Origin of the sequence: Frankia sp. R82 (assembly GCF_023716925.1) — a bacterium.
GTDB lineage: Bacteria > Actinomycetota > Actinomycetes > Frankiales > Frankiaceae > Frankia.
Window position 1 is genome coordinate 20,824 of record NZ_JAMQQG010000017.1, and the last position, 23,915, is coordinate 44,738.

19 protein-coding genes are annotated in these 23,915 nt (G+C 71.6%); 11 read left to right on the forward strand and 8 right to left on the reverse strand.

Annotation, left to right across the window (positions count from 1 at the left end):
• Nucleotides 1–562 precede the first annotated feature (562 nt).
• The 4 genes from ND747_RS04990 (at nt 563) to ND747_RS05005 (ending at nt 5,273) form a co-directional block, all read left to right on the forward strand.
• A complete protein-coding gene (locus ND747_RS04990) occupies nt 563–2,014 on the forward strand; it encodes a thiamine pyrophosphate-dependent dehydrogenase E1 component subunit alpha (RefSeq protein ID WP_374216145.1) in 1,452 nt (483 codons plus the stop codon).
• Entirely contained in the window at nt 2,008–3,177 is a 1,170-nt protein-coding gene (locus ND747_RS04995; RefSeq protein ID WP_374216146.1) for an alpha-ketoacid dehydrogenase subunit beta, read from the forward strand. Before ND747_RS04990 ends, ND747_RS04995 begins: the two co-directional genes overlap by 7 nt.
• A 13-nt stretch (nt 3,178–3,190) precedes the next feature.
• The gene (locus tag ND747_RS05000; RefSeq protein ID WP_251732172.1) at nt 3,191–4,897 is read left to right on the forward strand and encodes a dihydrolipoamide acetyltransferase family protein; all 1,707 of its coding nucleotides are present in this window, start codon (nt 3,191–3,193) and stop codon (nt 4,895–4,897) included.
• A gap of 139 nt (nt 4,898–5,036) precedes the next feature.
• Nucleotides 5,037–5,273 carry a hypothetical protein gene (locus ND747_RS05005; protein WP_101836413.1) on the forward strand — a complete coding sequence of 79 codons (237 nt, stop codon included), beginning with the start codon at nt 5,037–5,039 and terminating at the stop codon, nt 5,271–5,273.
• Nucleotides 5,274–5,466: 193 nt separating this feature from the next.
• Here ND747_RS05005 and ND747_RS05010 read toward each other — a convergent pair whose 3' ends face one another.
• Nucleotides 5,467–5,859, reverse strand: coding sequence for a hypothetical protein (locus ND747_RS05010; RefSeq protein WP_251732174.1), 393 nt, complete (start codon nt 5,857–5,859; stop codon nt 5,467–5,469).
• Nucleotides 5,860–6,070: 211 nt separating this feature from the next.
• On the reverse strand, nt 6,071–7,903 hold the full coding sequence (locus tag ND747_RS05015; protein WP_251732176.1) for an acyl-CoA dehydrogenase: 1,833 nt from the start codon (nt 7,901–7,903) through the stop codon (nt 6,071–6,073).
• A gap of 190 nt (nt 7,904–8,093) precedes the next feature.
• Between ND747_RS05015 and ND747_RS05020 the strand changes: the two genes are divergently transcribed.
• Entirely contained in the window at nt 8,094–11,648 is a 3,555-nt protein-coding gene (locus tag ND747_RS05020; protein ID WP_251732178.1) for a patatin-like protein, read from the forward strand.
• Here the strand turns inward: ND747_RS05020 and ND747_RS05025 are convergent.
• Nucleotides 11,626–12,408, reverse strand: coding sequence for a hypothetical protein (locus ND747_RS05025; RefSeq protein WP_251732180.1), 783 nt, complete (start codon nt 12,406–12,408; stop codon nt 11,626–11,628). The genes ND747_RS05020 and ND747_RS05025 overlap by 23 nt on opposite strands.
• Nucleotides 12,409–12,532: 124 nt before the next feature.
• Nucleotides 12,533–13,141, reverse strand: a complete 609-nt coding sequence (locus ND747_RS05030; protein ID WP_251732181.1) for a nitroreductase — start codon at nt 13,139–13,141, stop codon at nt 12,533–12,535.
• Nucleotides 13,142–13,303: 162 nt separating this feature from the next.
• On the opposite strand from ND747_RS05030, the gene ND747_RS05035 reads away from it, so the two are divergent.
• From ND747_RS05035 to ND747_RS05050, 4 genes are all read left to right on the forward strand, one after another.
• Nucleotides 13,304–13,774, forward strand: a complete 471-nt coding sequence (locus tag ND747_RS05035; RefSeq protein WP_251732183.1) for a MarR family winged helix-turn-helix transcriptional regulator — start codon at nt 13,304–13,306, stop codon at nt 13,772–13,774.
• Between the two features lie 115 nt (nt 13,775–13,889).
• Nucleotides 13,890–14,750 (forward strand): ATP-binding cassette domain-containing protein, encoded by an 861-nt coding sequence (locus tag ND747_RS05040; protein ID WP_251732185.1) that lies wholly within the window; start codon nt 13,890–13,892, stop codon nt 14,748–14,750.
• Nucleotides 14,747–15,499: an ABC transporter permease gene (locus tag ND747_RS05045; protein WP_251732187.1), complete on the forward strand. Its 753-nt coding sequence runs from the start codon at nt 14,747–14,749 to the stop codon at nt 15,497–15,499. Before ND747_RS05040 ends, ND747_RS05045 begins: the two co-directional genes overlap by 4 nt.
• Before the next feature lie 116 nt (nt 15,500–15,615).
• Nucleotides 15,616–18,816, forward strand: a complete 3,201-nt coding sequence (locus ND747_RS05050) for an AAA family ATPase (protein WP_251732189.1) — start codon at nt 15,616–15,618, stop codon at nt 18,814–18,816.
• 397 nt (nt 18,817–19,213) lie between these two features.
• Here the strand turns inward: ND747_RS05050 and ND747_RS05055 are convergent, their stop codons facing one another.
• Entirely contained in the window at nt 19,214–19,501 is a 288-nt protein-coding gene (locus ND747_RS05055) for a hypothetical protein (protein WP_251732191.1), read from the reverse strand.
• Between the two features lie 189 nt (nt 19,502–19,690).
• Complete coding sequence (locus tag ND747_RS29200; RefSeq protein WP_285900019.1) at nt 19,691–19,819, reverse strand: hypothetical protein; 129 nt, start codon at nt 19,817–19,819, stop codon at nt 19,691–19,693.
• 27 nt (nt 19,820–19,846) lie between these two features.
• Here ND747_RS29200 and ND747_RS05060 point away from each other — a divergent pair, with 27 nt between their 5' ends.
• Nucleotides 19,847–20,281 (forward strand): hypothetical protein, encoded by a 435-nt coding sequence (locus ND747_RS05060; RefSeq protein WP_251732192.1) that lies wholly within the window; start codon nt 19,847–19,849, stop codon nt 20,279–20,281.
• A 53-nt stretch (nt 20,282–20,334) separates the two neighbouring features.
• Here the strand turns inward: ND747_RS05060 and ND747_RS05065 are convergent, their stop codons facing one another.
• Together ND747_RS05065 and pgi are read right to left on the reverse strand one after the other, a co-directional pair.
• Nucleotides 20,335–20,673: an STAS domain-containing protein gene (locus tag ND747_RS05065; RefSeq protein ID WP_251732194.1), complete on the reverse strand. Its 339-nt coding sequence runs from the start codon at nt 20,671–20,673 to the stop codon at nt 20,335–20,337.
• A 117-nt stretch (nt 20,674–20,790) separates the two neighbouring features.
• Nucleotides 20,791–22,455: a glucose-6-phosphate isomerase gene (pgi, locus tag ND747_RS05070; RefSeq protein ID WP_251732196.1), complete on the reverse strand. Its 1,665-nt coding sequence runs from the start codon at nt 22,453–22,455 to the stop codon at nt 20,791–20,793.
• 320 nt (nt 22,456–22,775) lie between these two features.
• Here pgi and ND747_RS05075 point away from each other — a divergent pair.
• On the forward strand, nt 22,776–23,915 hold a 1,140-nt coding region (locus tag ND747_RS05075), incomplete at its 3' end, for a serine/threonine-protein kinase (protein ID WP_251732197.1).

Here is a 23,915-nt window from a genome sequence, read left to right on the forward strand (position 1 = left end):
CCCCGCCGCACAGCAGGTTCTCCCCTGGCGCAGCCGATATCCGGACACGCGGGATGGCTCGGCCTCCGGACGGTCCGGGCCCCGCCGCCGTCGCCGTCATCCGTCCCGCCGTATCTCCCTATGGATCCGACCCACACCACAACTACGAAGCGTCAGATCGCGATCTTTGGGCTCCGCCACCCCTCCCGTCGGCGTGTCGATCTTTGTGGTCCTTCTACAGGGTTCGGAGCGTAGTTTTGTCCATTTCGTCCCGATAGAGGGACCCAAGCGATCTTGCGCTGCCACGCTCCGGCTGCAGAGCAGCATGGCGCCCGGGCCAGGACGGGGCGCGCCGGTTACCTGGCGTACACAGCGAGACATTGGGTAATGATTGAGAGACGGATTGTCACAACCTTGGACTCCTCGGCCGGATGGGGCCCGGGGTGGAGGCCGGTGCGGAGGCTGGACGACAGGCCGCCCGTCCGGTGGTCGCGTTCGGCTGGCGGTGGGACGCGTCGAGCGGGACACGCGGGTCCGGCGGGACGGGCCGATCGGGTTGCCAGGGACCGGGCAAGGTCTATCGTTGCTGAGTGTGACGGAGCTCATGCAGCTACTCACCCCGGGTGGTCGACGGATCACTGCCGCATCCGAGGCGATGTCGCCCGCGGCGGACACCTACCTGACCGGCCTCCCCGCGGCCGCCCCTCCAGCGACCGCCCCTCCAGCGACCGAGACTCCAGCGACCGAGACTCCAGCGGCACAGAAGCTGGGCCGGGAGCAGGACGGCGGCCGGGCTTCGAGGCGGGATTCGGTGCCGGGTCCTCCTCCGGTGGTGGGTGAGCCGAACGCGGTCGATCTGGACCTGCCGGCGTTCGTCGCCGACCTCACCGCGTCCGATCTGGTCGGGCTCTACCGGGACATGGTGCTGGTGCGCCGGTTCGACGAGGAGGCGACCAGCCTGCAGCGGCAGGGAGAGCTGGGGTTGTGGGCGAGCCTGCGTGGGCAGGAGGCGGCGCAGGTCGGCTCCGGACGGGCGCTCGGCGCCCAGGACATGGCCTTTCCGTCCTACCGCGAGCACGGCGTGGCCTGGTGCCGCGGGGTGGACCCGGCCGCGATCCTGGCGATCTTTCGGGGGACGAGCCTTGGCGGCTGGGATCCCGACGAGCACGGGTTCGCCCTGTACTCGATCGTCGTCGGCGCACAGACGCTGCACGCTGCCGGTTACGCGATGGGGATGGCCCGCGATCACAGCGAGGGTGCGGCGATCGTCTACTTCGGGGACGGCGCGTCCAGCGAGGGCGACGTCAACGAGGCGTTCGGATGGGCGAGCGTGTTCGGCACGCCGCTGGTGTTCTTCTGCCAGAACAACCAGTGGGCGATCTCCGAACCGGCCCGGCGGCAGAGTCGCACCGAGATCTTCCATCGGGCGACCGGGTTCGGCTTCCCGAGTGTCCGCGTGGACGGCAACGACGTGCTGGCCTGCCTCGCCGTCACCCGGTGGGCCCTGGCGACGGCACGGGCCGGGCGCGGACCGGTACTGATCGAGGCGCTCACCTACCGGATGGGCGCGCACACCACTGCCGACGACCCGTCCCGCTACCAGACGGCGGAGCAGCTCGAACGGTGGCGCCAGCTCGACCCGCTGGACCGGCTGCGCACCCACCTGCGCGCCGCCGGCCACCTCGACGACCACCTGGAGCGGCGCCTCGCCCTCGAGTCCGACACGCTGGCCCAGGACCTGCGCGTGCGGTGTCAAGCATTACCCGACCCGGATCCGATGGTGCTGTTCGACCATGTGCAGGTCACCGACAATGCTCTGGTGACGGCGCAGCGCGCGGCCTTCATCGCGGCCCGCGGCGACGCACCGGACGACATCGACGGCCTCGCGGATGACAGCACCGCCGGCAACGGCAGCACTGGCGGCGGCAGCGGCAGCACCGGCGGCAGCAGCACCGGCGCGGATGGCAGGGATGTCGGAGACAGGGAGGGAACAGTCGTGGCGGGCGAGTGGCACGGGAGCAGGGCAGCGTGGTGACGGGAGGCGTGGCGACCGGAGCAGCGGCCAGGGGTGGCGTGGTTACCGGGCAGCCGGCGGGCAGCGGCGAGGTGCACACGGGGGGCAGGGCCGCGACGGGTGCGAGCCCCGCGTCGTCCGGGGCCGTCCCGGGAGAGTCGGGTCCGCCGACGCCGATCACGCTGGCCAAGGCGCTCAACCTCGGCCTGCACGCGGCCATGGCGGCCGATCCCAAGGTCATCGTGATGGGTGAGGACGTCGGCACGCTCGGCGGGGTCTTCCGGGTCACCGATGGTCTGCAGCGGGAGTTCGGCGAGGCCCGGGTGATCGACACGCCGCTGGCCGAGTCGGCGATCATCGGCACCGCGATCGGCCTGGCCATGCGCGGCTACCGGCCGGTCTGTGAGATCCAGTTCGACGGCTTCGTCTACCCGGCGTTCGACCAGATCGTCAGCCAGCTGGCGAAGCTGCACTACCGCTCGGCGGGCCGGATCCGGCTGCCGGTGACGATCCGGATTCCGTTCGGCGGGGGCATCGGCGCGGTCGAGCATCACAGTGAGTCACCGGAGGCATATTTCTGCCATACCGCCGGGCTGAAGGTCGTCGCCTGCTCGAACCCGCACGACGCGCATCACATGATCCAGCAGGCGATCCACTCCGACGATCCGGTGATCTTCCTGGAGCCCAAGCGGCGCTACTGGGAGAAGGCCGTGGTGGACCAGCGTCCCCTGGCCGACCTGGCCTCGGACACGGCGGACACGGCGGGCGGGGCGGACGGGCTGCACCGCAGCGTCGTCGTGCGCGCCGGGTCCGACGCCACGCTGGTCGGCTACGGTCCGACCGTCCGGACCTGTCTGGACGCGGCCGACGTGAGCGCCACAGATGACGATCGGTCGCTGGAGGTCATCGACCTGCGCTCGCTGTCGCCGCTCGACCTCGGTCCGGTCCTCGACTCGGTGCGGCGCACCGGACGGCTGGTGGTGGTGCACGAGGCGCCGTCGAACGTGTCGGTCTCCGCCGAGGTCGCCGCCAGGGTCACCGAGGAGGCGTTCTACTCGCTGGAGGCGCCGGTGCTGCGGGTGACCGGTTTTGACACCCCCTACCCGCCGGCCCGACTGGAGGACCACTACCTGCCGGACGTCGATCGCATTCTCGACGCCGTCGACCGCTCCTTCGCTTTCTGAACTGGGGTTTTCCGTGGCACAGCGACAGTTCCGGCTTCCCGATCTCGGTGAGGGGCTCACCGACGCGGACATCGTCCGCTGGCTCGTGCAGGCCGGCGATGCCGTCACGGTGAACCAGCCGCTCGTGGAGGTGGAGACCGCCAAGGCGGTCGTCGAGATCCCGAGCCCGTTTGCCGGCGTGCTGGTGGAGCGGCACGCCGAGGAAGGCGTCACCCTCCCCGTCGGCGCTCCTTTGCTGACCGTTCGCACCGCCGACGACGACAGCACGGACGGCGGAGCTGGCGGGACCGGGAACCCGAACGGAACCGGCAGAGCCGGCGCGGACGGTGCGGGCGGCGACGGGATCGGTCACAGCACGGGCGGCCCATCCGGCAGCGGTACCACTGCGGGCACGGACGATGACGAACGCACCCCGGTGCTGGTCGGTTACGGACCGCGTACACACCAGCAGCGTCGCCGCAGTCCTCGGCGTCGGATCGTCACGCCCGACCAGGGTCACCCCGCCCACACCTGCGCACCTGCTGCCCCCGAGCCAGGACCGACGGCCCTGGACGGGCAGCCGGAGCCGACCGGAAACGGCCGGCCGACCGGGAACGGCCGACCGGCCGCGGACGGACGGTCGGCCGGGGCGGTGCTGGCCAAGCCGCCCGTGCGCAAGCTGGCTCGTGATCTCGGTGTCGATCTCACCACCCTGGTTGGAACGGGACCCCACGGGACGATCCGGCGCAGCGACATCGAGGCGGCGGTGCGGGTCGCGGCTCGCGCGATTCCGGTCGCGAACCCACTCACCTGGCCGTCGGCGGCACCCGGTCCGACCGGCCCGGCAGACCCGGCAGGTCCGGTTCCGGGCGGCGACGGATCGGTGGGCGGACCGGTGCCGGGGACGCCGACGGTCAGACCAGAAACGGGGCTGGGGCCGGGCAGGACGAGCGCCGTGGCGGGGGCGATTCCCCCCGACGCGGTCTACCAGGCCGGCGACGGGTCCGTCGGCGGCGCCGCTGGGGGTGCCGGCGGGTGGCGGGTGCCGGTGGTCGGAGTGCGCCGCGCGATGGCGCAGGCGATGGTCGCAAGCGTTGCGGCAGCACCGCACGTCACCGAGTTCCTGAGCGCGGACGCCACCGAGACGATGGCGGCACGGGAACGGATCGCGGCCCTGCCGGAGTTCACTGGCATCCGCATCACGCCGTTGCTGTTCGTCGCCCGCGCCCTGCTGGTCGCCGTCCGCCGACATCCGATGATCAATTCGCGGTGGGTGGCGGACGCCGGCGACGGGCGGCCGGAGATCCAGGTGTCCGAGCAGGTGAACCTGGGCATCGCCGTGGCCGGGCCACGGGGCCTCGTGGTGCCGCACATTCCGGCTGCCGACCGGCTTGACCTGGCCGGTCTCGCACAGGCGCTGGCCACGTTGACCAACGACGCCCGGGCCGACCGGCTGGAGCCGACCCGGCTGCGCGGCGCGACGATCACCATCACCAACGTGGGAGCGCTCGGTGTCGACATCGGCACACCGATCCTGAACCCGCCGGAGGCGGCGATCCTGGCGCTCGGCTCGATCCGCCCGGCGCCCTGGGTACATGAGGGTCAGGTCACCGCGCGTACGGTGGTGCAGCTTGCGCTGTCCTTCGATCATCGGATCGTGGACGGGCGCCTTGGCGCCGCGGTGCTCGCCGACATCGGGGCCATGCTGACCGACCCGACGATCGCCCTCGCATGGTCGTGATCGGGTCGTCTTTGGTGTGCCAGGTCATCGGAGCCACCAGGTCACCACAAAGCACACGAGAGGGGCACACAACTGTGCGTCCGGGGATGCCTGGTACGGTTGCGCCTCTGACCGGATTCCGGCACAAAGAGGTGGAACCATGACGCGAGTGGAGGCACTTCAGGCCGCGGACGAGTTCGTCGCCAAGGTGCTGACCTCCGCCAACTCCAGCGGCCGGTTCACCGGCACGCTGAACCTGGCCGAGCGGGTTGATCTCACTCTTCGAGTGGCCCGGTTCCTTCTTGAGGGGCAGTCCTCCTCGGAGTCCGACGACCTGTTGAAGCGGGACATGCGCAACGAGCTCGACCAGGCTTTTCCGCCCCTGCGCACCTCCTGACGACAGCTCTCACCGGCCGGGCGCCCACAGGGCCGCCCGGCCGACTCGTCCCGTCCGGCCCACCACCGGCAGCCATCCGATCCAGGACCTGATCGGTGGGCGGGTGGACGGTTGCGGCGGGTGGGAGTCGAACCGGGCGACATGGGGACGGTGCGGACGACGGCGGCCGGGTGGCCGTGTTCGTCCGGCAAGGCTACGAACGCCGTTGGGCCGGGTTCGCCTCGGGCGAGCCGACGTGGACGACCTCCTGCGGCTCCAGCTCGGGGTGCCGCTTGGCGTTCATCTTGTCGTCCTCCTCCGGCGTGAGGCCGGGCTCCCGGCGACGCGGCGCCTCGTAGGGCGAGGTCGGGTCGACCAGGATGGTGTCGTCCACCGAGACCGGCGACGGCGTGCCCGCCTCGACGGACTCCTCGACGATCCGGCGGCGCCACTGGTTCTGGTAGAAGGTGATGGCAAAGCCCACCAGGCTCACCAGCATCAGGATGACCCCGACGGTGTCCAGGTCAAGGCCGGACGGGTCGGAACGGACAGCGAAGGTCAGTACGGCGCCGAGGGTGAAGAACACGAGGCTCAGTGGGATTCCCATGCCGCCCGCTGTACCCGTCCAGCACACCAATACAACCACTGCACGCCACAAAGACCACGGACCGCGGAAATCTACCCGCGGTCCGTGGCTGTAGCGGTATCGGTGGCTGACCGTGACTGGGCTGGCTGGCTGGCTGGCTGGCTGGCTGGCTGGCTGGCTGAAGAGATTCAGCTGGAGCAGACGGTGACGGTACCGGGAGAGGACCCTCGGCTCAGAAGGCGTCCTCGGCCAGGTCCATGAGCTCGAGCCCGGTGGTCTCGGCCAGGGCGCGGGCCACCTTGAGCTCCGGCAGCACGGTCACCGCGAACCAGTGGGCAGCAGCGATCTTGCCCCGGTAGAACTCGGCGTCGCGGCCGTCGGCGGCGCCGTTCGCGAGCGCCCGCAACGCCACATCCGCACCGCGCAGCAGCAGCCAGCCGATCAGCAGGTCGCCGACGCCGAGCAGCAGACGGGTGGTGTTCAGCCCGACCTTGTAGACCTGCCGAGCGTCCTCGGCGGCGCTGGTGAGCTGGCCTACCATCGCGCCGATGATGCCCTGCACGTCGTCCAGGGCGCTGCCGAGCGCCTCCCGCTCGTGCCGCAGCTCACCGTTGCCGGCCTCCGCCTTGACGAAGGTCTGGATCTCGCCGAGCACGGCCGTCAGCGCCTGACCCTGATCCCGCACGATCTTGCGGAAGAACAGGTCCTGGCCCTGGATCGAGGTCGTCCCCTCGTACAGGGTGTCGATCTTGGCGTCGCGCAGGTACTGCTCGACCGGGTAGTCCTGCAGGTAGCCGGAACCGCCGAACACCTGTAGCGAGGAGGCGAGCAGTTCGTAGGAACGCTCGGAGCCGACGCCCTTGATGATCGGCAGCAGCAGGTCGTTGACCCGCACGGCGAGCTCGTCGGTCTCGCCGCGGGCCTGCGCCTGGGCAACCCGGTCCTGGAAGGTCGCGGTGTAGAGGACCAGCGAACGCATGCCCTCGGCATAGGCCTTCTGCGCCATCAGCATCCGGCGGACGTCCGGGTGATGGATGATCGTCACGCGCGGCGCGGTCTTGTCGGTCGAGCGGGGCAGGTCGGCGCCCTGCACGCGGGTACGGGCGTAGTCCAGGGCATTGAGGTAGCCGGTGGACAGGGTGGCGATCGCCTTGGTGCCGACCATCATCCGGGCGTACTCGATGATCTGGAACATCTGCGCGATGCCCTCGTGGACATCGCCGACGAGCCAGCCCACCGCCGGGGTGCGCTCACCGAAGCGCAACTCGGTGGTCGTCGAGACCTTCAGCCCCATCTTCTTCTCGAGGTTCGTGACGTAGACGCCGTTGCGCTCGCCGGGGTCACCGGTGGCCGGGTCCGGCATGAACTTGGGTACGACGAACATCGACAGGCCCTTGGTCCCGGGCCCATGGCCTTCCGGGCGGGCCAGTACGAGGTGGATGATGTTCTCCGGGATGTCCCAGTCGCCGCTGGTGATGAAACGCTTGACGCCCTCGATGTGCCAGGTGCCATCCGGCTGGGGGACGGCGCGGGTGCGCCCGGCGCCGACGTCCGAACCCGCGTCGGGCTCGGTGAGCACCATGGTCGCGCCCCAGTGGCGCTCGATCATGAAGTTCGCGATCTTACGCTGCCACTCGGTGCCCATTCCGTGCAGGATCGCCGCGAACGTGGGGCCGGCCATGTACATGAACACGGCCGGGTTCGCGCCGAGCAGCAGCTCGGATCCCGCCCAGGCGATCGTCGGCGACACTCCGAGCCCACCGAGCTGGTTCGGGACGAACAGCCGCCACCATTCGCCGTCAAGCATTGCCTGGTAGGAGCGCTTGAACGACTCGGGCAGGGTGACCGTGCCGGTCTCGGGGTCGAGCGTGGGGGGATGCCGGTCGGCGTCGGCGAACGAGTCCGCCACCGGCCCGCGGGCCAGCACATCGAGCTCGGTGAGAGCCGCCCGGGCGGTGTCGACGTCCATCTCCTCGAACGGCGCGGAACCGAGCACGCGGTCGACGCCGAACAGTTCGAACAGGTTGAACTCCAGATCACGCAGGTTGCTCCGGTAGTGGCCCATGGACGGCTCCTTTCGGGAGCGCCGGGCGGCACGCAGAGGCCCAGGCCCGGGCTTTGCTACTCGTGAGTACAGTATCCCCATGCTACTCGCGGGTAACCCGCTGACAAGTGGGGTTGGGCAACCCGAACAGCAATGATTCGCCCGTGCGGCGGTGACCGGATGCGGCCGGTGCCGCCGCACGGCGGGCGACATGTCGCCCACGGCTACCCTTGCCACCATGGGTGACCCCGCCACCGGCCACAGCCGTGCCGCCGCGGCGGCCAACGCAGGTGATGGTGGCGCGGCGCAGGGCGCCGGGACCGCCCAGGACGTGCGCCTGGCCGTCGTGATGACCGGCGGCGCGAGCCTTGCCGTGTGGATGGGCGGCGTCGCCACCGAAATCAACCTGGCCACCGGCGGCCCGGGCGGCGGCGAGGCCGGCGCGGTGGATCCGGTGGATGCGGCACTGGCCGCCCGGTACGCCCGGTTGAAGGCGATCCTCGACGTGACGCTGGATGTGGACGTGCTTGCCGGCGCGTCCGCGGGCGGGATCAACGCGGCGATGTTGGGCTTCGCCCGCGCCCACGGCGCGCGGTTGGCGCCGCTGCGCGAGCTGTGGCTGTCCCTCGGCTCGCTGGACACACTGATGCGCACCCCACGCGACCGCGAGTTCCCATCGCTGCTGCGGGGCGACGAGGTCGTCCTGCCCGCCCTGCGCACCGGCCTGCGCGCCGTGGCGGCGACGGGCCGCCGACCCGGCCCGGCCCGCGCGGAGAACGCGGCGACGGCGCTGTTCATCACCACGACGATCATGCGTGGCGAGCTCGCCGAGCACACCGATTCCCTCGGTGGCACGGTCTTCGACGTCGACTACCGCGGGTTGTTCGTCTTCGGCACGCCGGACCTCGTCGATCCGGGCGCCGTTCCCCGGCTCGCGCTCGCCGCCCGGGCCAGTTCCGCCTTTCCCGGCGCCTTCGAGCCCGTCTACGTGCCGGTCGGACGCGCTGTACCCGGTGCTCATCCGGACCGGGGCCGTCATCCGAACGGGGCCGAGCTGGGCGGGGGCGAGCTGGGCGAGGGCGAGCTGGGCGAGGGCGATCCGGACGAGGATCGGCCGGACATGGGGCGCTATGTCAACAGCGCCCGCGGGTTCCACGCCTCCGATGGCGGCATCCTCGTCAACCGGCCGATCGGGCCGGCCCTGGCCGCGATCTTCGACCGGCCCGCGCACCGGCAGGTCCGTCGGGTGCTGACCTATGTCGTACCGTCCCCGCGCCCGACCGATGTGGCGCCGGACGGGACCCGCACCATCCCGGCCTGGGACTCCCCGCACGCCACGCCGCCGGTCAGCGTGACCCTGCTGGGGGCACTGGGTGCGGCGCTCAACCAGTCGATCGGCGCGGACCTCACCGCGTTGCGCGCACACAACGACGCGGTACGCGGCACCCGGGCCACCCGCCGACGCCTGCTGCGGCTCGCTCCGGCGGGCGCACCCCGGCTGGCCGATGATGATCTCTATGGCGCCTACCGGCGCAACGTGGCCGATCGGATCGCCACACCCGTCGTCGAGGCGTTGCTGCGGCTGCTCGCCGACCAGGCGGACCTCCCCCGCCCACCCGACGCGGACCTGGTGCGCACCGACACCGCCGCTCGGATCGCCCTGACCAACGCAGCCCTCGCCGCGGTGTTCACCACCCTGCCAGACCGCCTGCCCGGCCCGGACACCCTCGGTGAGCTGGGCAGACTCGGCCAGCCGGCATTGGACGGCGTCAAGGGCATCCTGCTGTCAATGATCAACGAGGGCTACGTGCTGTGCCCGTCCCGGCCCGAACGGGTCCGACTGGCCGAGCTCGCCACCGCGATCCACACCGCCACCTCGTCCACCACTGCCGCCTCGTCCACCGCCCGGCCCACCACCGCCACCTCGTCCACCCGTATGTCGCCCGACGCCGTCTCGCCCCCATCGCTTCCGTCCACGCCCACCAGTGACGCCGGTGGTCCGGCGCGGCTCTACACGTCCTCGCCTCGCCCAGGGGTGTTCACGACCGTGCGAGCGGCCCTGGCGACGATGCCCGGCGCGACGGCGGGTGAGGTCGCCGCGGAGGCGACCCGTCGGTGGCTGTCCATCGATCCGACCGGAGCGGGTGGGGCGCTGCGGCCGTCCGCGGCCTGGCTGGCACTTGCCGAGGTCATCGAGGCGGTCCGGGCCGAGCTCGCCGACCTCGTGCCCCGCTGGACCCCGGCCGACGAGCCGCCCACCGGCATCGAGATCCGCCCGGCGGGCCTGACCGTCGGGCAGCGCCGGGCCATGGCCGCCCGCACGCTCGCGGACTTCGTCGCCTACCTGCCCACCACCCGGCCGGACGCCGTGATCGCGCTGCTCGACCTGCATCTGGTCGAGCAGGAGACCAGCGGGGCCGTGCTCGACCAGCCCGTCGAACTCGTCCAGATCAGCGCCGATCTGCCCACCGAGCTCGATCCGGACCGCCGCTGGGCCGAGGACAAGCTCACCGGCCTGCGCCTGGGTAACTTCGCCGCGTTCGCCAAGTCGTCCTGGCGGGCGAACGACTGGATGTGGGGCCGCCTCGACGGCGCCGGCTGGCTGGTCCGCATCCTGCTCGACCCGCGCCGGCTGATCCTGTTGCGCGATCTCGCCCTGCACACCCCGCCCCCCGGCCCCGCCGCGGACGGCGGCCTGCCTTCCCCCCGCGTCCCCGCGGACGGCGACACGCCCGTCGGGACGGGGCCGGTCGGGACCGAGCGGCCGGCCGTGGACGCGACGACCTGGCTGTCCGGGCTGATCGACGCGCTCGCCGAGGTCGCCGGCACGGCGGCATCCGAGGCGGTCCGGGCCGAGCTCGCCGTCCTCGCGGACCTGACCGCACCGGTTCCGTCCGGACTCGCGGCGACCGCGCTGTGGGTGGCCGGCGGATTCCAGCGCGACATCGCCACCCGTGAACTCGTCGGCCTGGCCGAGGCGATCCGCGACGACGTCAGGGGCGGGGTGGACCCACGCCCGACCGCCGACTTCCTCGCCACCGTGGATGCGGCCCTGGCCGCTGCCCATACCGACGTCGGCTCGCCGGGCTCAACCCCGGATGCGGCGGTGCTGCCGGATGCGGCGGTAGGGGATGTGCTGCAGGCGTGCGCGGTGTCCGACGAGCGGATCACCGATGCGGCGCAGGGGCCGATCCTGGTCGGCGATCTGGCCCAGATCGTCGCGGTCGTGACGTCATGGCTGGCCGCGGCCCGGTTCCTGCCGCGACCGATGTGGCCGGTGGCCTTCCTGATCCGCACCGCGGCCCGGGTCGGGTACGAACTGGTCCGCGACATCACCCGCCGACGCCGACGGCTGGTGATCGCGCTGGGGCTGCTGCTGGTGGTCCTCGGTGTGGTCGGTGCGCTGGTTGGTTCCGCGGCGGTGGGGGCGGTGGGTGTGGCGGCAGCCCTGCTCGGGCTGGTGGTCATCGGTGTCCCGGGCTGGCGGCGGCTGCCGGGTGGGCTGGCGGTGGTCGCCGCCGGTGCGCTGGTGGTGGTCGCCGCGGCCGGGGTGATCCCCGTCCTGCACGACCGGCTGTTCGACTGGCTGCGCGACGATGCCGTGCCCTACCTCGCCGACCATCCGTGGGCCTGGGCCCTGGTGTTCCTCGCGCTGGTGGCACCCGGTGGCTGGTCGCTCGGGGAGGCGCTGGTCGCGCGCCGCGCCCGACGCGGAGCCCGCCAGACCGATGGGGCGGGTCGGGTCAGGAAACGTCCGACCAGCTGAGCGACCCGTTGGGATCCTGCAGGCAGGTCAGCGGACGACCGGCCTGGTCGCGCACGATCCGACCAACATCCGCCCGCGCGCACGTGCTGCCCTGCCGCGGCCGGCTCGGGCCGGAACTCGGCGGTTCGGTGGACCACCGCCCGCCGACGGTGGACGACTCGTCCGGTGTGCAGTAGAGCGCAAGGCCGTTGATCGCCGCCGCGGAACCGGTGTTGCGGTGCGGATCGCAGGCCTCTCCGAGGAACACCGCCGAGGGCTGCGGCACGGGCCCGGTCGGGCCGCCCGCCCCCACCCCGTCGGGTGTGTCCGAGCCGGATGCCCCCCCACCGCCGGCGGCCGACGAGCCGCCCGAGGATGTGGCCCCCGCACCGCCGGAAGGTGCCGCCGCGCCACCGACAGGTGCACCGGGAGCGGCACTGGCCCGCGGAGCGGCCGAGGCCGCCGACCCGGGTGCGCCGACAGCGCCGGTGGCCGCGCCCGTACCACCCGCCCCGGCGACGCCGCCGGCGCCGTCCGGGGCGGGGCTGGGAGTACTGCCGGCCCGGCCCGTGCCGTCGGCGCCCATGGCCGCCGAGCCAGTCGGCTCGGCGCTGGCGCTCCCCGTGGCCGGTGACCTGGTCGAACCCGCACTCGCCCGGGAGGCGGCCGTCGCCTCGTCCACCGAGGCGGCCCCGTTCGAACATCCGACGAGCGCGACCAACAGCAGCCCGGTCGTCACAGCCATGACGGCCAGGCGGGCGCGTGCCAGCACAGCGCACACGGCGAACCTCCCGTCGCAGGTCGGGAGCGGAGTCCTACCCCGGATCGGGACGGGCTGACCCGGGCCCGCAATCCAGCTTAGGGAGCGTTTCGGTCGCCTCGGGTGGCTTCCGCCGAACCGGGCGTCAGGCGGCGGGCTCGGCGACGGACCCGGCCACGGGCTTGAGTGCGCCGTCGGCCGCCATCTCCAGGGCGACCTCCTCCAGCGGGACGGCGGCGCGTGGGGCGACCGGCACGTTCGGCGCCTGGGTACCGAGTTCGACCCACCCGACGAGTTCCTCGCCGTCGCGCAGGCCGAAGGCGGCCCGTACGGGGGCACTGTCCAGCAGCGGGATCGACTTCCAGGCCGAGGCGACCCCGAGCGCGTGGGCGGCCAGGCAGATGTTCTGGGCGGCCGCGGCGGCCGAGGCGTCCTGCTCGGCGACGGGCACGCGGGACTCGACCCGGGCGGCAACGACGGCGATCAGCACCGGCGAGCGGGTGGCCTTGCCGGCAGCCTTGCGCACGATCGGTTCGGGCAGGTCACCAACGGCCTTGGCGGCGGTGGTGATGGCGGCGGCGAGCGCCGTGCGGGCCTCCCCACGTACCACGACGAACCGCCAGGGCCGCAGCATCTTGTGGTCGGGGGCCGTGGTGGCGGCGCGCAGGATGGCGGTGAGCTGGTCGGTGGTCGGCCCGGGCTCGACGAGCCGGGTCGCGGTCCGACGCGTCAACAGGCAGTCGAGTGCGTCCACGTGAACTCCTTCTCCGGGGCTTGGGTACCGCGGTGGGCTGGGTGTCGGCAGATCCTCGTCGCCCCAGCTTTAGTGAGGTTAACTCATGATGAGGCTACCTCACGATGAGGATAGATACCCTAAGATGGCGATATCACCACCATAACCGAGGAGGCTGTGCGGATGCCGCCACCGGAAACCGGCGACGAGGTCGTGGATCTCGTGCTCGCCGCCGGCCATCGCGTCCGGGTCGCCGTCGACGAAGCGCTGCGGGCCGGCGTCGGTCTCACCCTGCGCCGCTTCAAGATTCTCGGCCTGCTGGCGGACACGGGGCCGTGCCGACTGCGGGATCTCGCCGACGCCGTCCGGGTGGCTCCACGCACGATGACCGCCACGGTGGACGAGCTGGAATCCGCCGGCCTGATCGAGCGCCGGGCGCATCCCCATGACCGGCGCGCGGTCCTGGTGGCTCTTACGCCCACCGGGCGGACGACCCTCGACGAGGGCCGGCGCTGCCGGAACGAGACTGTGACCGGAATCACTCATCATCTCGACCGGGTGCAACGTGCCCAGCTCGCGGAACTGCTCACATCGATCGTGAGCAGCGCCCCCCCAGCCCGCATGCCGACCACGACGAAAGACGGGCTACCGTAGATGATGTCCCGTTCGGACCATCCGCCGGGAGGTTCCCGTCACCCCCGTCGTCCGGATCGAACGCCTGGCCAAGCGATACGGGTCTCACCATGCGGTCCGCGAAATCAGCTTCACCGTGCACAAGGGAACCATCACGGGTTTTCTGGGTCCGAACGGGTCCGGTAAGACGACGACGCTGCGCGCGCTGGTGGGCCTGGTGACGCCGAGTTCCGGGCAGGCGGAGGTGTTCGGCCGGCCGTACCGGGAGCATGCGGATCCGGCCCGGCTGGTCGGAACGGTACTTGGCCCGGCCGCTCACCCGCGGCGCACCGCCCGCGATCAGCTGACCGCCCTGGCACTGCCACTGCGCGTCGGGCGGCACCGGGTGGACGAGGTGCTCGCCACCGTGGGACTCACCGCTGCCGCCGACCGGCGCACCGGCGGGTACTCGCTCGGCATGCGCGGACGACTGGCCCTCGCCTGCGCCCTGCTCGGTGACCCGGCGCTGCTCGTGCTCGACGAACCGCACGGCGGCCTCGACCCCGACGGCATCCGCTGGCTGCACGACTTCCTCCACGACTGGGCGGCGCAGGGGCGCACCGCGCTGTTGTCCAGCCATGCCCTGGCCGACGTCGCCCGCACCGTCGACCACGTCGTCATCATCAACGCGGGCCGGGTCGTGCTGGACGCGCCCACTGCCGAGCTGGATCAGGCCCTCACGGCAGGTCCGGCGGGTCCGGCGAATCCAGCGGGTCCGGCGGACGCCGGCCGGGTGGAGGTGCGGGCGCCCGAGGTGGCGCGGCTCGCCGAGCTGGTCGCCGCGCAGGGGTACACACCGCAGTGGTCCGGTCCGGACGGGTGCACCCTCGTCCTGCCCGCCGGCACGGCCGAGCTGGTCGGCCGGCTCGCCGCCCGGCACGGAATCGTCCTCGTCGAACTGCACACCCATGCCCCGGATCTGGCCGAGGTCTACTTCTCCCTCACCAGTCGACGATGAACGCAGCAGGCGGGCGACAGGCCCGGGGGCGGGTCGAAGTCGAATCCAGGGTCGGGGTCGGGGTCCTCGCGCGCACCGAGGCGTTCCGGATCGCCAGCGGTCGCTGGCAGCCGCTCGTCCTGCTGGCCGCGGTCGTGTTGCAGGTGCCGCCGATGCTGTGGTCGACCCAGGCCGCGGAGATCGCCTACAACGGGCTGCGCGCCCGTTCGGGGCTGTCCACGGCCTATGTGACGATGGCGCTGGGCATCGTGGTCAGCACGCAGGGATACCGCTATCGCACGGCGGATCTGACGTTTTTGGTCGTTCCCGGTCGGCACCGGGTCGTCGCCGCCCAGGCGCTGGTCGTCGGCGCCATCGGTGTCGCGCTCAGCGCGTTGCTGTTCGCCGGCTGGCTCACCATCGGGGTGCTCCGCCACGGGGCGGACGGCATGCACCTCGACCGGCCCGGTCAGCTCGTGACCGCCTACGGTGTGGTTGCGCTGACCGTGACCGCGGCGGCGGCGCTCGGGGTCGGGCTGGGCACGATCATGCGCGGGTCGAGCGCCGTCCTGTTCGCCCTGATCGGCTGTGCGGGGTTCGAGCTGGCCCTCGACGGCATCCGTTTCCATGGCCCGGTGACGGCCGTGCTCGGGGTGCTGGCCTGGCCTACGTCCGAGCTTGAGGGCACCTCGCTGGTCGCCGCGGTCGGCTGGGGCGCGCTGGCCCTGGCCGGTGCGCTGCTCACGGTACGACGGGACCTCGCCACATGATCGAAGGAACACGTCCGAGCAGGACCCCCGGAGCAATGTGGGACGCATCACCTCTGACGCGTCGGGGAGACGCATCGCCCACCGCGCCGGCCCGGGATCGGCCTACCATCCCGCACATGGTGCCGTGCCCGACCTGCGCGGAGGAGAACCCGGAACGGGCGCGCTTCTGCTCCGAATGCGGCAATCCGCTGCCCACCACCGGCAGCGGCACGCGCAAGACCGTCACCATCATGTTCGTCGACATCGCCCGGTCCACCGACATGGGCGAGAAGATCGACTCGGAACCGCTACAGCAGGTGATGTGGCAGTTCTTCACCACCGTCCGTGAGGTCATCTACAACCACGGCGGCTCGGTGGAGAAGTTCATCGGGGATGCCGTGTTCGCCGTGTTCGGCATTCCCGTCCTACACGAGGACGACGCACTGCGCGCCGTGCGTTCGGCGCTGGACATCCGCGCCGCCATGGAGGCCCTCAACGCCGATCTGCAGCAGCGCTGGGGGCTGCGGCTACGCGTGCGGATCGGAATCAACACCGGGGAGGTCACGGTCGCCGGCGGCGGCGTCACCGGCGATGCGGTGAACGTCGCGGCCCGGCTGGAAAGCAACGCCCCACCCGACGAGATCCTCATCGGCAACTCGACCTACCGGTTCATCCGGCACAGCGTGACGGTCACCGCCCTCGACCCGCTGGTCGTGCAGGGCAAACGCGAGCCGCTGCGGGTGCACCGGCTGACCGGCCTGGTCGACCCGACCGCAGGCCCCGGCAGCCGCGCCCCGGTGCTCGGCTTCACCGCCCCCGTCATCGGGCGCAACCGGGAACGCCGCCGGTTGCAGGACGCCTTCGAGGCGGTGGTCGAGGAACGCACCTGCCACCTGTTCACCGTGTTCGGCTCGGCCGGCATCGGCAAGTCCCGGATGGTCGGGGAGTTCTGCGCGTCGCTTTCACCCCGTGCCACGGTGCTCACCGGGCGCTGCCTGTCCTACGGCGAGGGCATCGCCTACTGGCCGCTGATGGAGATGGTGCGCCAGGCGGCCGGCCTGTCCGCGGACGAAAGCCCACCGGACGGCCGGCGCCGACTGCGCGAGCTGCTCGACGGCGCCGGCCAGGCCGCCGAGATCGTCGAGGCGCTCGCGCCGCTGGTCGGCCTCGGCGGCGCCGAACTCGGCCCGCAGGAGAGCTTCTGGGCGGCCCGTTCCTTCTTCCAGGCGCTGGCCGCCCGCCGTCCACTGGTGTTGTGGTTCGACGACGTGCACTGGGCCGAGCCGACCCTGCTCGACCTGATCGAGAACATCGCCGACTGGTCCCGGGACGCGCCGATCATGCTGCTCTGCCTGACCCGCCAGGAGCTGCTCGAAGATCGCCATGAGTGGGGCGGCGGCAAGTTCAACGCCACTTCGATGCTGCTCGCGCCGCTGACCGAGGCCCGCTGCCAACGGCTGATCCGCAGCCTGATGGGCTCGGACGACCTTGACCCGGCGCTGGTCCACCGGATCACCACCTCGGCGGCGGGCAATCCGCTGTTCGTCGAGCAGATGGTCGCCGCCCTCGTCGACGACGGGCTGCTGCGCCGGGAGGGCAGCCGCTGGATCGCTACCGGCAGTCTGCGCAACGTCACCGTGCCGCCGACGATCTCCTCGCTGCTCGCCGCCCGCCTCGACCGGCTCGACCCCGCCGAGCGCGGGGTGCTGGAACGGGCCGCGGTCGCCGGCGAACGGTTCTATCTGGACGCCGTCATCGAGCTGTCCGACCCGAGCGAACGGCCGATGGTGGGCGCGCACTGCCTGAGCCTGGTCCGCAAGGAACTCGTCCACCCCGACCGCTCCGACCTGCCCGGGGCCGAGGCGTTCCGGTTCCTGCATGTGCTGCTGCGCGACTGCGCCTACGAGTCGACATCCAAACGCCGCCGGGCCGAACTGCACCAGCAGTTCGCCCAGTGGCTGCAGGCCCGGCTGGTCGGCGGCCCCGGCGAGCATGACGAGCTGGTCGGATACCACCTGGAGCAGGCCTACCGGTTCCGGGTGGAGATCGGCCTGCGCGGGCCGGAGACCATCGAACTCGGCCGGGCGGCCGCGACCTGCCTCATCGAGGCCGCCGACCGGGTCCGCCAGGGCGACGAGACCGGTGCCGCCCAGCTGCTCAAGCGGGCCATCACCCTGCTGCCCGAAACCGACCCGCTGCGGCTGCGCGCGGAGATCGACATCGGTTGGGCGCTGTTCTCCTTCAGCCGGCACTCCGATGCCGAACGCATCCTGCGCCAGGTCACCGAACGGGCCCGCCGGGCCGGCGAGGACGGGCTGCGCGCCCATGCCCGGCTCGCCCACCTGCGGGTCCTGTTCGCCACCGACCCCGAGGGCCTGGTCGCCACCACGCTGTCGGAAGCAGCCTCGTCGCTTGCGATGTTCGTCCGTTCCGGGGACGACGTCGGTGCGGCGCTGGCCTGCCGCGGCCAGTCCAGCGCCTACTTCGCCGCCGGGCAGTTCGCCGCCGCCGAACAGGCGATGGAAAACGCGGTGCGCCACGCCGAGGAGTCCGGGGTGCCGCGGGCCGCGCAGTCGCTGCGCCGCGAACTGGCCCTGCTGACCAGCCTCGGGCCGCGCCCGGTCGCCGCGAGCCGGGCCCGGGCCGGCGAGGCCCTCGACACCGCCGGTGACGACCGTGCCCTGCGCCGGACACTGCTGGCCCAGCTGGCCGTGCTCGCCGCGATGGCCGGCGAGCTCGAGGACGCCCGCATCCACCTCAAGGCCGCCGAGGAGATCGTTCACGATCTGCGCGGCCCGCGGGTCGACCCGCATCACGGCGGTTTCGTCGTTGCCCGGGTGGCCCTGCTCTCCGACGACCTCACTCTCGCCGAACGCGAGCTGCGCCGCAGCTGCCGGGCCCTGTCCCAGTTGGGCGAACGGGCGATGTTCGCGCACCGGGCCGCGGCGCTCGCCGACGTCCTGGTCCGCCTCGGCCGGGTCGACGAGGCCGGCAAGTACGTCACCCGCTGCCGGGACGCCGCCGCCGCCGACCAGCTACCCGCCCAGGCCGGCTGGTGCGGGGTGCACGCCCGACTGCTGTCCCTGCGCGGTCGGGACGCCGAGGCCCTGCGCTTCGCCGACACCGCCGTCGACCTGGCCGGTCGTACGGACGACCTCGACGGCCAGGCGCACGCGTTGCTGTCCCGGGCCGAGGTGCTCTACCGCGCCGGACACAAGGACGACGCCGCCGACAGCATGGAGACCGGGATCAGCCGCTACCTCGCTCGCGGCAACGTGGCCGCCGCGACCCTGGGCCGGCGCCTGTTCGACACCCTCGACCAGCCCCCCACCGCCTGACCCTCCCGCCCCGCTCTCCCCACCGCCTGGCCCTGCCGCGCCGCTGGCCTCCGCAGCCCCTCGTGGCTACAAAACGTCACCGAGACGTTTGTCCGTTACGCTCGTTTGCCGTCCGGGCGTGTCGATCTTTGTGGTCCTTCTACAGGATTCCAGGCGGATTTTTGTCCGTTTCATCCCGGCAGAAGGACCCATCGCTGCACCGGTGCCGCCTACCGATCTCGCCGAGCTGGGAATGCGTCCGCCTTTGGACGACCAAAAAGTCACCCAACGTAGATGGCAGCACTTTGGATAACCAGTGAGCACAGGTCGTCGTGTTCGGCGGGCTCGGATGCCGCCGGCCGGCCAGGCGCAGCTGGCGGGCTCGAGTGCCGCCGGTCGGCGGGTGCGATCGGCCGGATCAGTAGCCCGGGTGGCCGGGGAGGCCGCGCAGGCGGGCCTGTTCCTGGAGCCAGTGGAGTTCCTGGGCCCACAGGCGCAGGCGTCCGACCGCGCCGAGCAGCAGAGCGAGGGACTCGGCGACCTGGGGGTGACGTAGCCCTTCGATGCCGCCGGGGGCCCACTGCCAGTCGGCTGCGTCCTCACAGGCACGCCAGTAGGCCGCACGCCGCAGCGCGATCTCGGCCAGGGCGTAGTCCACCTGCTCGGTGAGCAGACGGATACGCGCCAGCAGATCCGCATTGGCCACGTGCGGATGGCCGCGGTAAGCGGGCAACGGTACAGGCCGCACAGACATGGTCTCCGAAGGGTACGAGCGAACCGTCGCCTGGAACAGCGGCGGGGACGTCCATAACGGTGACGCTTTCCTCCCCCGTCCGGTGGCTCTGTCCCGAACCGAAAATCTCGTGAATTCGACCACGGTCGGGGACCGCCACGCTCAGTACAGCTCGTTCACCAGGCCTGGTGCCGGCAGCGACAACCCGGTCCGGGTGAGAAACCGCGACGGAGGTGAGTCGCTGCCGTAGGGGGGAAGGCCTACCTCGGCGCTGGCGGCGCCATCCCGCATCCGCACGTCGGCCTGGGGGTCCCCACGGTGAGTCTCACTGCATCTGTTCTGCTGCTCGCACTCGGATTTCCCCTGGTGGGCATGGCGGCCATGCTGATGATGGGCGGAATCGAGCGCCGTCTGATCAGCCCGCGCCTCACCGCGTCCCGGCCTGGCGATGGTGCGGGAGCCGGCGGTCCGGTCCCGTCGCCGGTCGTCACCACGGCCATGAGCGGGATGGCGGCTGTGGCAGGTACGGATGTGACGGTCGGGGATGCGATGAGTGGGCATGTGGGGGCGCCCGCCGGGCTTCAGGAGCGGCCGGCGCGACCGGCACTTACGGGCCCCTTCCGGCTCGACGCGGCGCCGACGACTCCCCTCCGCATCTGTCTACCGACAGTGACTTCCCCTGGGCGAACCAGCCCGGCACTGGCCGGCGCAGCGATGGCCGAGCCGGTGACGGCCTGGCTCGCCGACGGCTGAGGTCGCCGACCGACGGGTGCGGTCGGTGATGGGGAGGTCGGTGACGGGGGAGGTCAGTGGTGACCGGGGTCGCCGACATGCAGGCGGCCGTCCAGGCCGGTGTCGTGGAGCAGGGCGCGCATGGCGGGAGTCGCCGAGCTGATCCGCAGCTCGGAGTGGACGCGGCGCAGGAGCAGATCGGCGCGCAGCAGGGCGGCGAGCCCGGGGATGTCGATGGCGTTCAGGCCCGCGACATCCACGGTCACCGTCCCGCCGCCCCGGCCGAGCAGCTCACCGATCTGCTCGCGGAACCGTAGGCGGCCGGCGGTGTCCAGCTGGCCGGCGAGCTCGATGCGCACGTTCTCGCCGAACCGTTGTACGGACATGCTCAGAGCTCCGGCGTCAACCCGCATCCTGCCGCCCCCCGTGGCTCATCACTATCCGTAGCCGAATACCCCCGGCCGTTCACGGAGAGTAACATAGCCAGTGGCTGTGGGCGCCGGAGCCGCACGCCAGGCCGGACGTGCGGGTCAGGCCTGGCGCAGGCGTCGGATGAGGGTGTTGGTCGAGCTGTCGTGGTCGAGGGGCGGTTCGGTGGACGAGGTCAGCTCCGGCACGATCCGTCCGGCGAGGACCTTGCCGAGCTCGACTCCCCACTGGTCGAAGCTGTTGATGCCCCACACGGTGCCCTGGGTGAAGACCTTGTGCTCGTACAGCGCGATGAGCTGACCCAGCGTGAACGGGGTCAGGCTCGGAACGAGCAGGGTGTTGGTCGGCCGGTTGCCCGGGAAGGTGCGGTGCGGCACCAGCCAGTCCGCGACACCCTCGGCCGCGACCGCCGCAGCGGACTTGCCGAAGGCGAGAGCCTCGGTCTGGGCCAGGAAGTTGGCCATGAGCAGGGCGTGCTGATCCGGGCCGTCCGCGGGGCCGACGCCGGGATGGGCCGGGGCGACGAAGCCGATGAAGTCCGCCGGGACGACTGACGTCCCCTGGTGCAGCAACTGGTAGTAGGCGTGCTGGCCGTTCGTTCCCGGCGTGCCCCAGACGATCGGGCCGGTGCGGGTACGCACGGGCCGGCCGGCCAGGTCGACCTGCTTGCCGTTGCTCTCCATGTCGAGCTGCTGCAGGTAGGCGGCAAACCGGTCGAGGTACTGGCTGTAGGGCAGCACGGCGTGCGTGTCATAGCCGAGGAAGTCCCGGTACCACAGGCCGATCAGACCGAGCAGCACCGGCAGGTTCCGCTCGAACGGCGCGGTGCGGAAATGGGTGTCCATCGCGGCGAACCCGTCGAGGAACGCCCGGAAACCATCCGGCCCGATCGAGATCATCAAGGACAGGCCGATCGCCGAACCGACCGAGTATCGTCCGCCCACCCAGTCCCAGAACTCGAACATGTTCGCCGGGTCGATGCCGAACTCGGCGACCTTCCCGGTATTCGTTGACACCGCAACAAAATGGCGGGAAACCGCGTCCTCGCCGAGTTTGTCGACGAGCCAGGCACGGGCGGCCCGGGCATTCGCGATCGTCTCCAGAGTGGTGAACGTCTTCGAGGCGACGATGAACAGCGTCGTCGCCGGGTCGAGGTCGGCGGTCGCCTCCCAGATGTCGGTCGGGTCGACGTTGCTGACGAACCGGCATTCGATCGAACGGTCGGCGTGATCGCGCAGCGCTCCGAACGCCATCGCGGGGCCGAGGTCCGAACCGCCGATCCCGATGTTGACCACGGTCGCGATGCGCTCGCCGGTCGCGCCGCGCCACTGCCCGCCGCGGACCCGGTCGGCGAACTCGCCCATCCGGTCGAGCACCCGGTGCACCTCGGGCACCACGTTCACACCGTCGACCTCGATACGGGCGTCCCGCGGGGCACGCAGTGCCACGTGCAGCACCGGCCGGTTCTCGGTGATGTTGATGCGCTCGCCGGCGAACATGGCACTGATCCGCTCGGCCAGGCCCGCGCGGTGCGCGAGCGCGACCAGCAGTTCGAGCGTGCGCTCGGTCAGCAGGTTCTTGGAGTAGTCGAGATAGAGCCCGTCCACCTCCGCCGTGAACGCCTCCCCACGCTTGGGGTCGGCGTCGAACAGCGCCTGCAGCGTCGCATCCGACACGTCGTCGTGATGTGCCGCAAGGGCTGCCCATTCTGTACTTGCCGTGATGTCCGGTTGGCCACCCTGGCCGGTGGGCTCACTTGTCGCCATGACGTGGAACACCCTTCCTCACAGGTTCATCACGTGCCGCCATACCCACCCCAGCAGGCCATCTCGACCGTGGCGAGCCGCGCGGTGCGTGGCGGTGCCGACACTCGTCGGCCACTCGTCAGCATGCCCATGTCGCGGATCCGACGCGGTGGGACGTCCCCGGGCGCCCGGGGAAATGGGAAGGTCGAGGTCGTAGGATCGCCGTGAAACCGGCGAACGTGTCATTGCAGGCCAGGGCCGTGGAGGCGACGATGGCGCGGTCGGGCCAGGAACGGCGGTGCGGTGGCGTGCCCGACCTCGTTAGCGGATGGATCTGAACCTTGCTGATTGACAGATCACTGGTGGAGGCGGCGCTTCCGGGTTACACGGTGGAGGGCGATCTCGGCCGAGGTGGCTATGGCCTGGTGCTCGCCGGGCAGCACCGCCTCATCGGTCGCAAGGTTGCCATCAAGATCCTGCTGGACACCTCCGACGACCCCGACCTGCGCGCCCGTTTCCTGTCCGAGGCGCGGGTGCTGGCCGAACTCGACCATCCGCACATCGTGCGCATCCACGACTACGTCGAGCACGAGGGCACCTGTCTGCTGGTCATGGAGCTGCTCTCGGGTGGCACGCTGAAGCAGCGCATCGGCTCCGGCCCGCTGTCGCCGGAGACGACCTGCTCGATCGGCATCGCCGCCGCCGCCGCGCTGGCCACCGCGCACAGCCACGGCGTCCTGCACCGCGACGTCAAGCCGGACAACATCATGTTCGCCGGGGACGGGCTGCTCAAGGTCACCGACTTCGGCATCGCCAAGATCTTCGACGGTGCGGAGACGACCGCGAGCGCCATTCTCGGCACGCCCCGCTACATGGCGCCCGAGCAGATCATGGGCGCCCGGCTGTTCCCGTCCACGGACCTGTACGCCCTCGCCGGGGTGCTCTACGAGATGATCGCCGGCCGGCCGCTGTTCGGCCGGCAGATGGCCGTGCAGCCGCTCACCCACCACCATCTGACCGTCATGCCCGAGCCGCTGACCACCGTGCCACCACCGATCTCCATGGTGATCATGCGGGCGCTGTCGAAGGACCCGAACGCCCGCTTCGGAGACGCCGCCGAGTTCGCCCTGGAACTCGGCCGGGCCGGCGCCCGCGCCTTCGGCCCGAGCTGGCTGTCCCGCTCCGAGATCAAGGTCCGGGTGGACGACGAGATCCGGGAGGCGGCGCTCGGCGGATCCGTCACGCCGCGACCGGCCACGTCAGGCCCGGTTCCGGGTCCAGGTTCCGTGGGTCCCGCGGGCTCCGTGGGTCCCGGTTACCCCGGTGCCGGTCCGATGCCGGGATACCCCGTCGGCCCTGGTGGTCCCGTCGGCCCTGGTGGTCCCGGTGGCCCGGCCAGGCTGGGTGGGCCCGGTCGTGCCGCCGCTCCCGGCGGGCCCGTCGCCGGTCGGCCGCAGCCGGGCCCGTACGGCCCTGGCGGG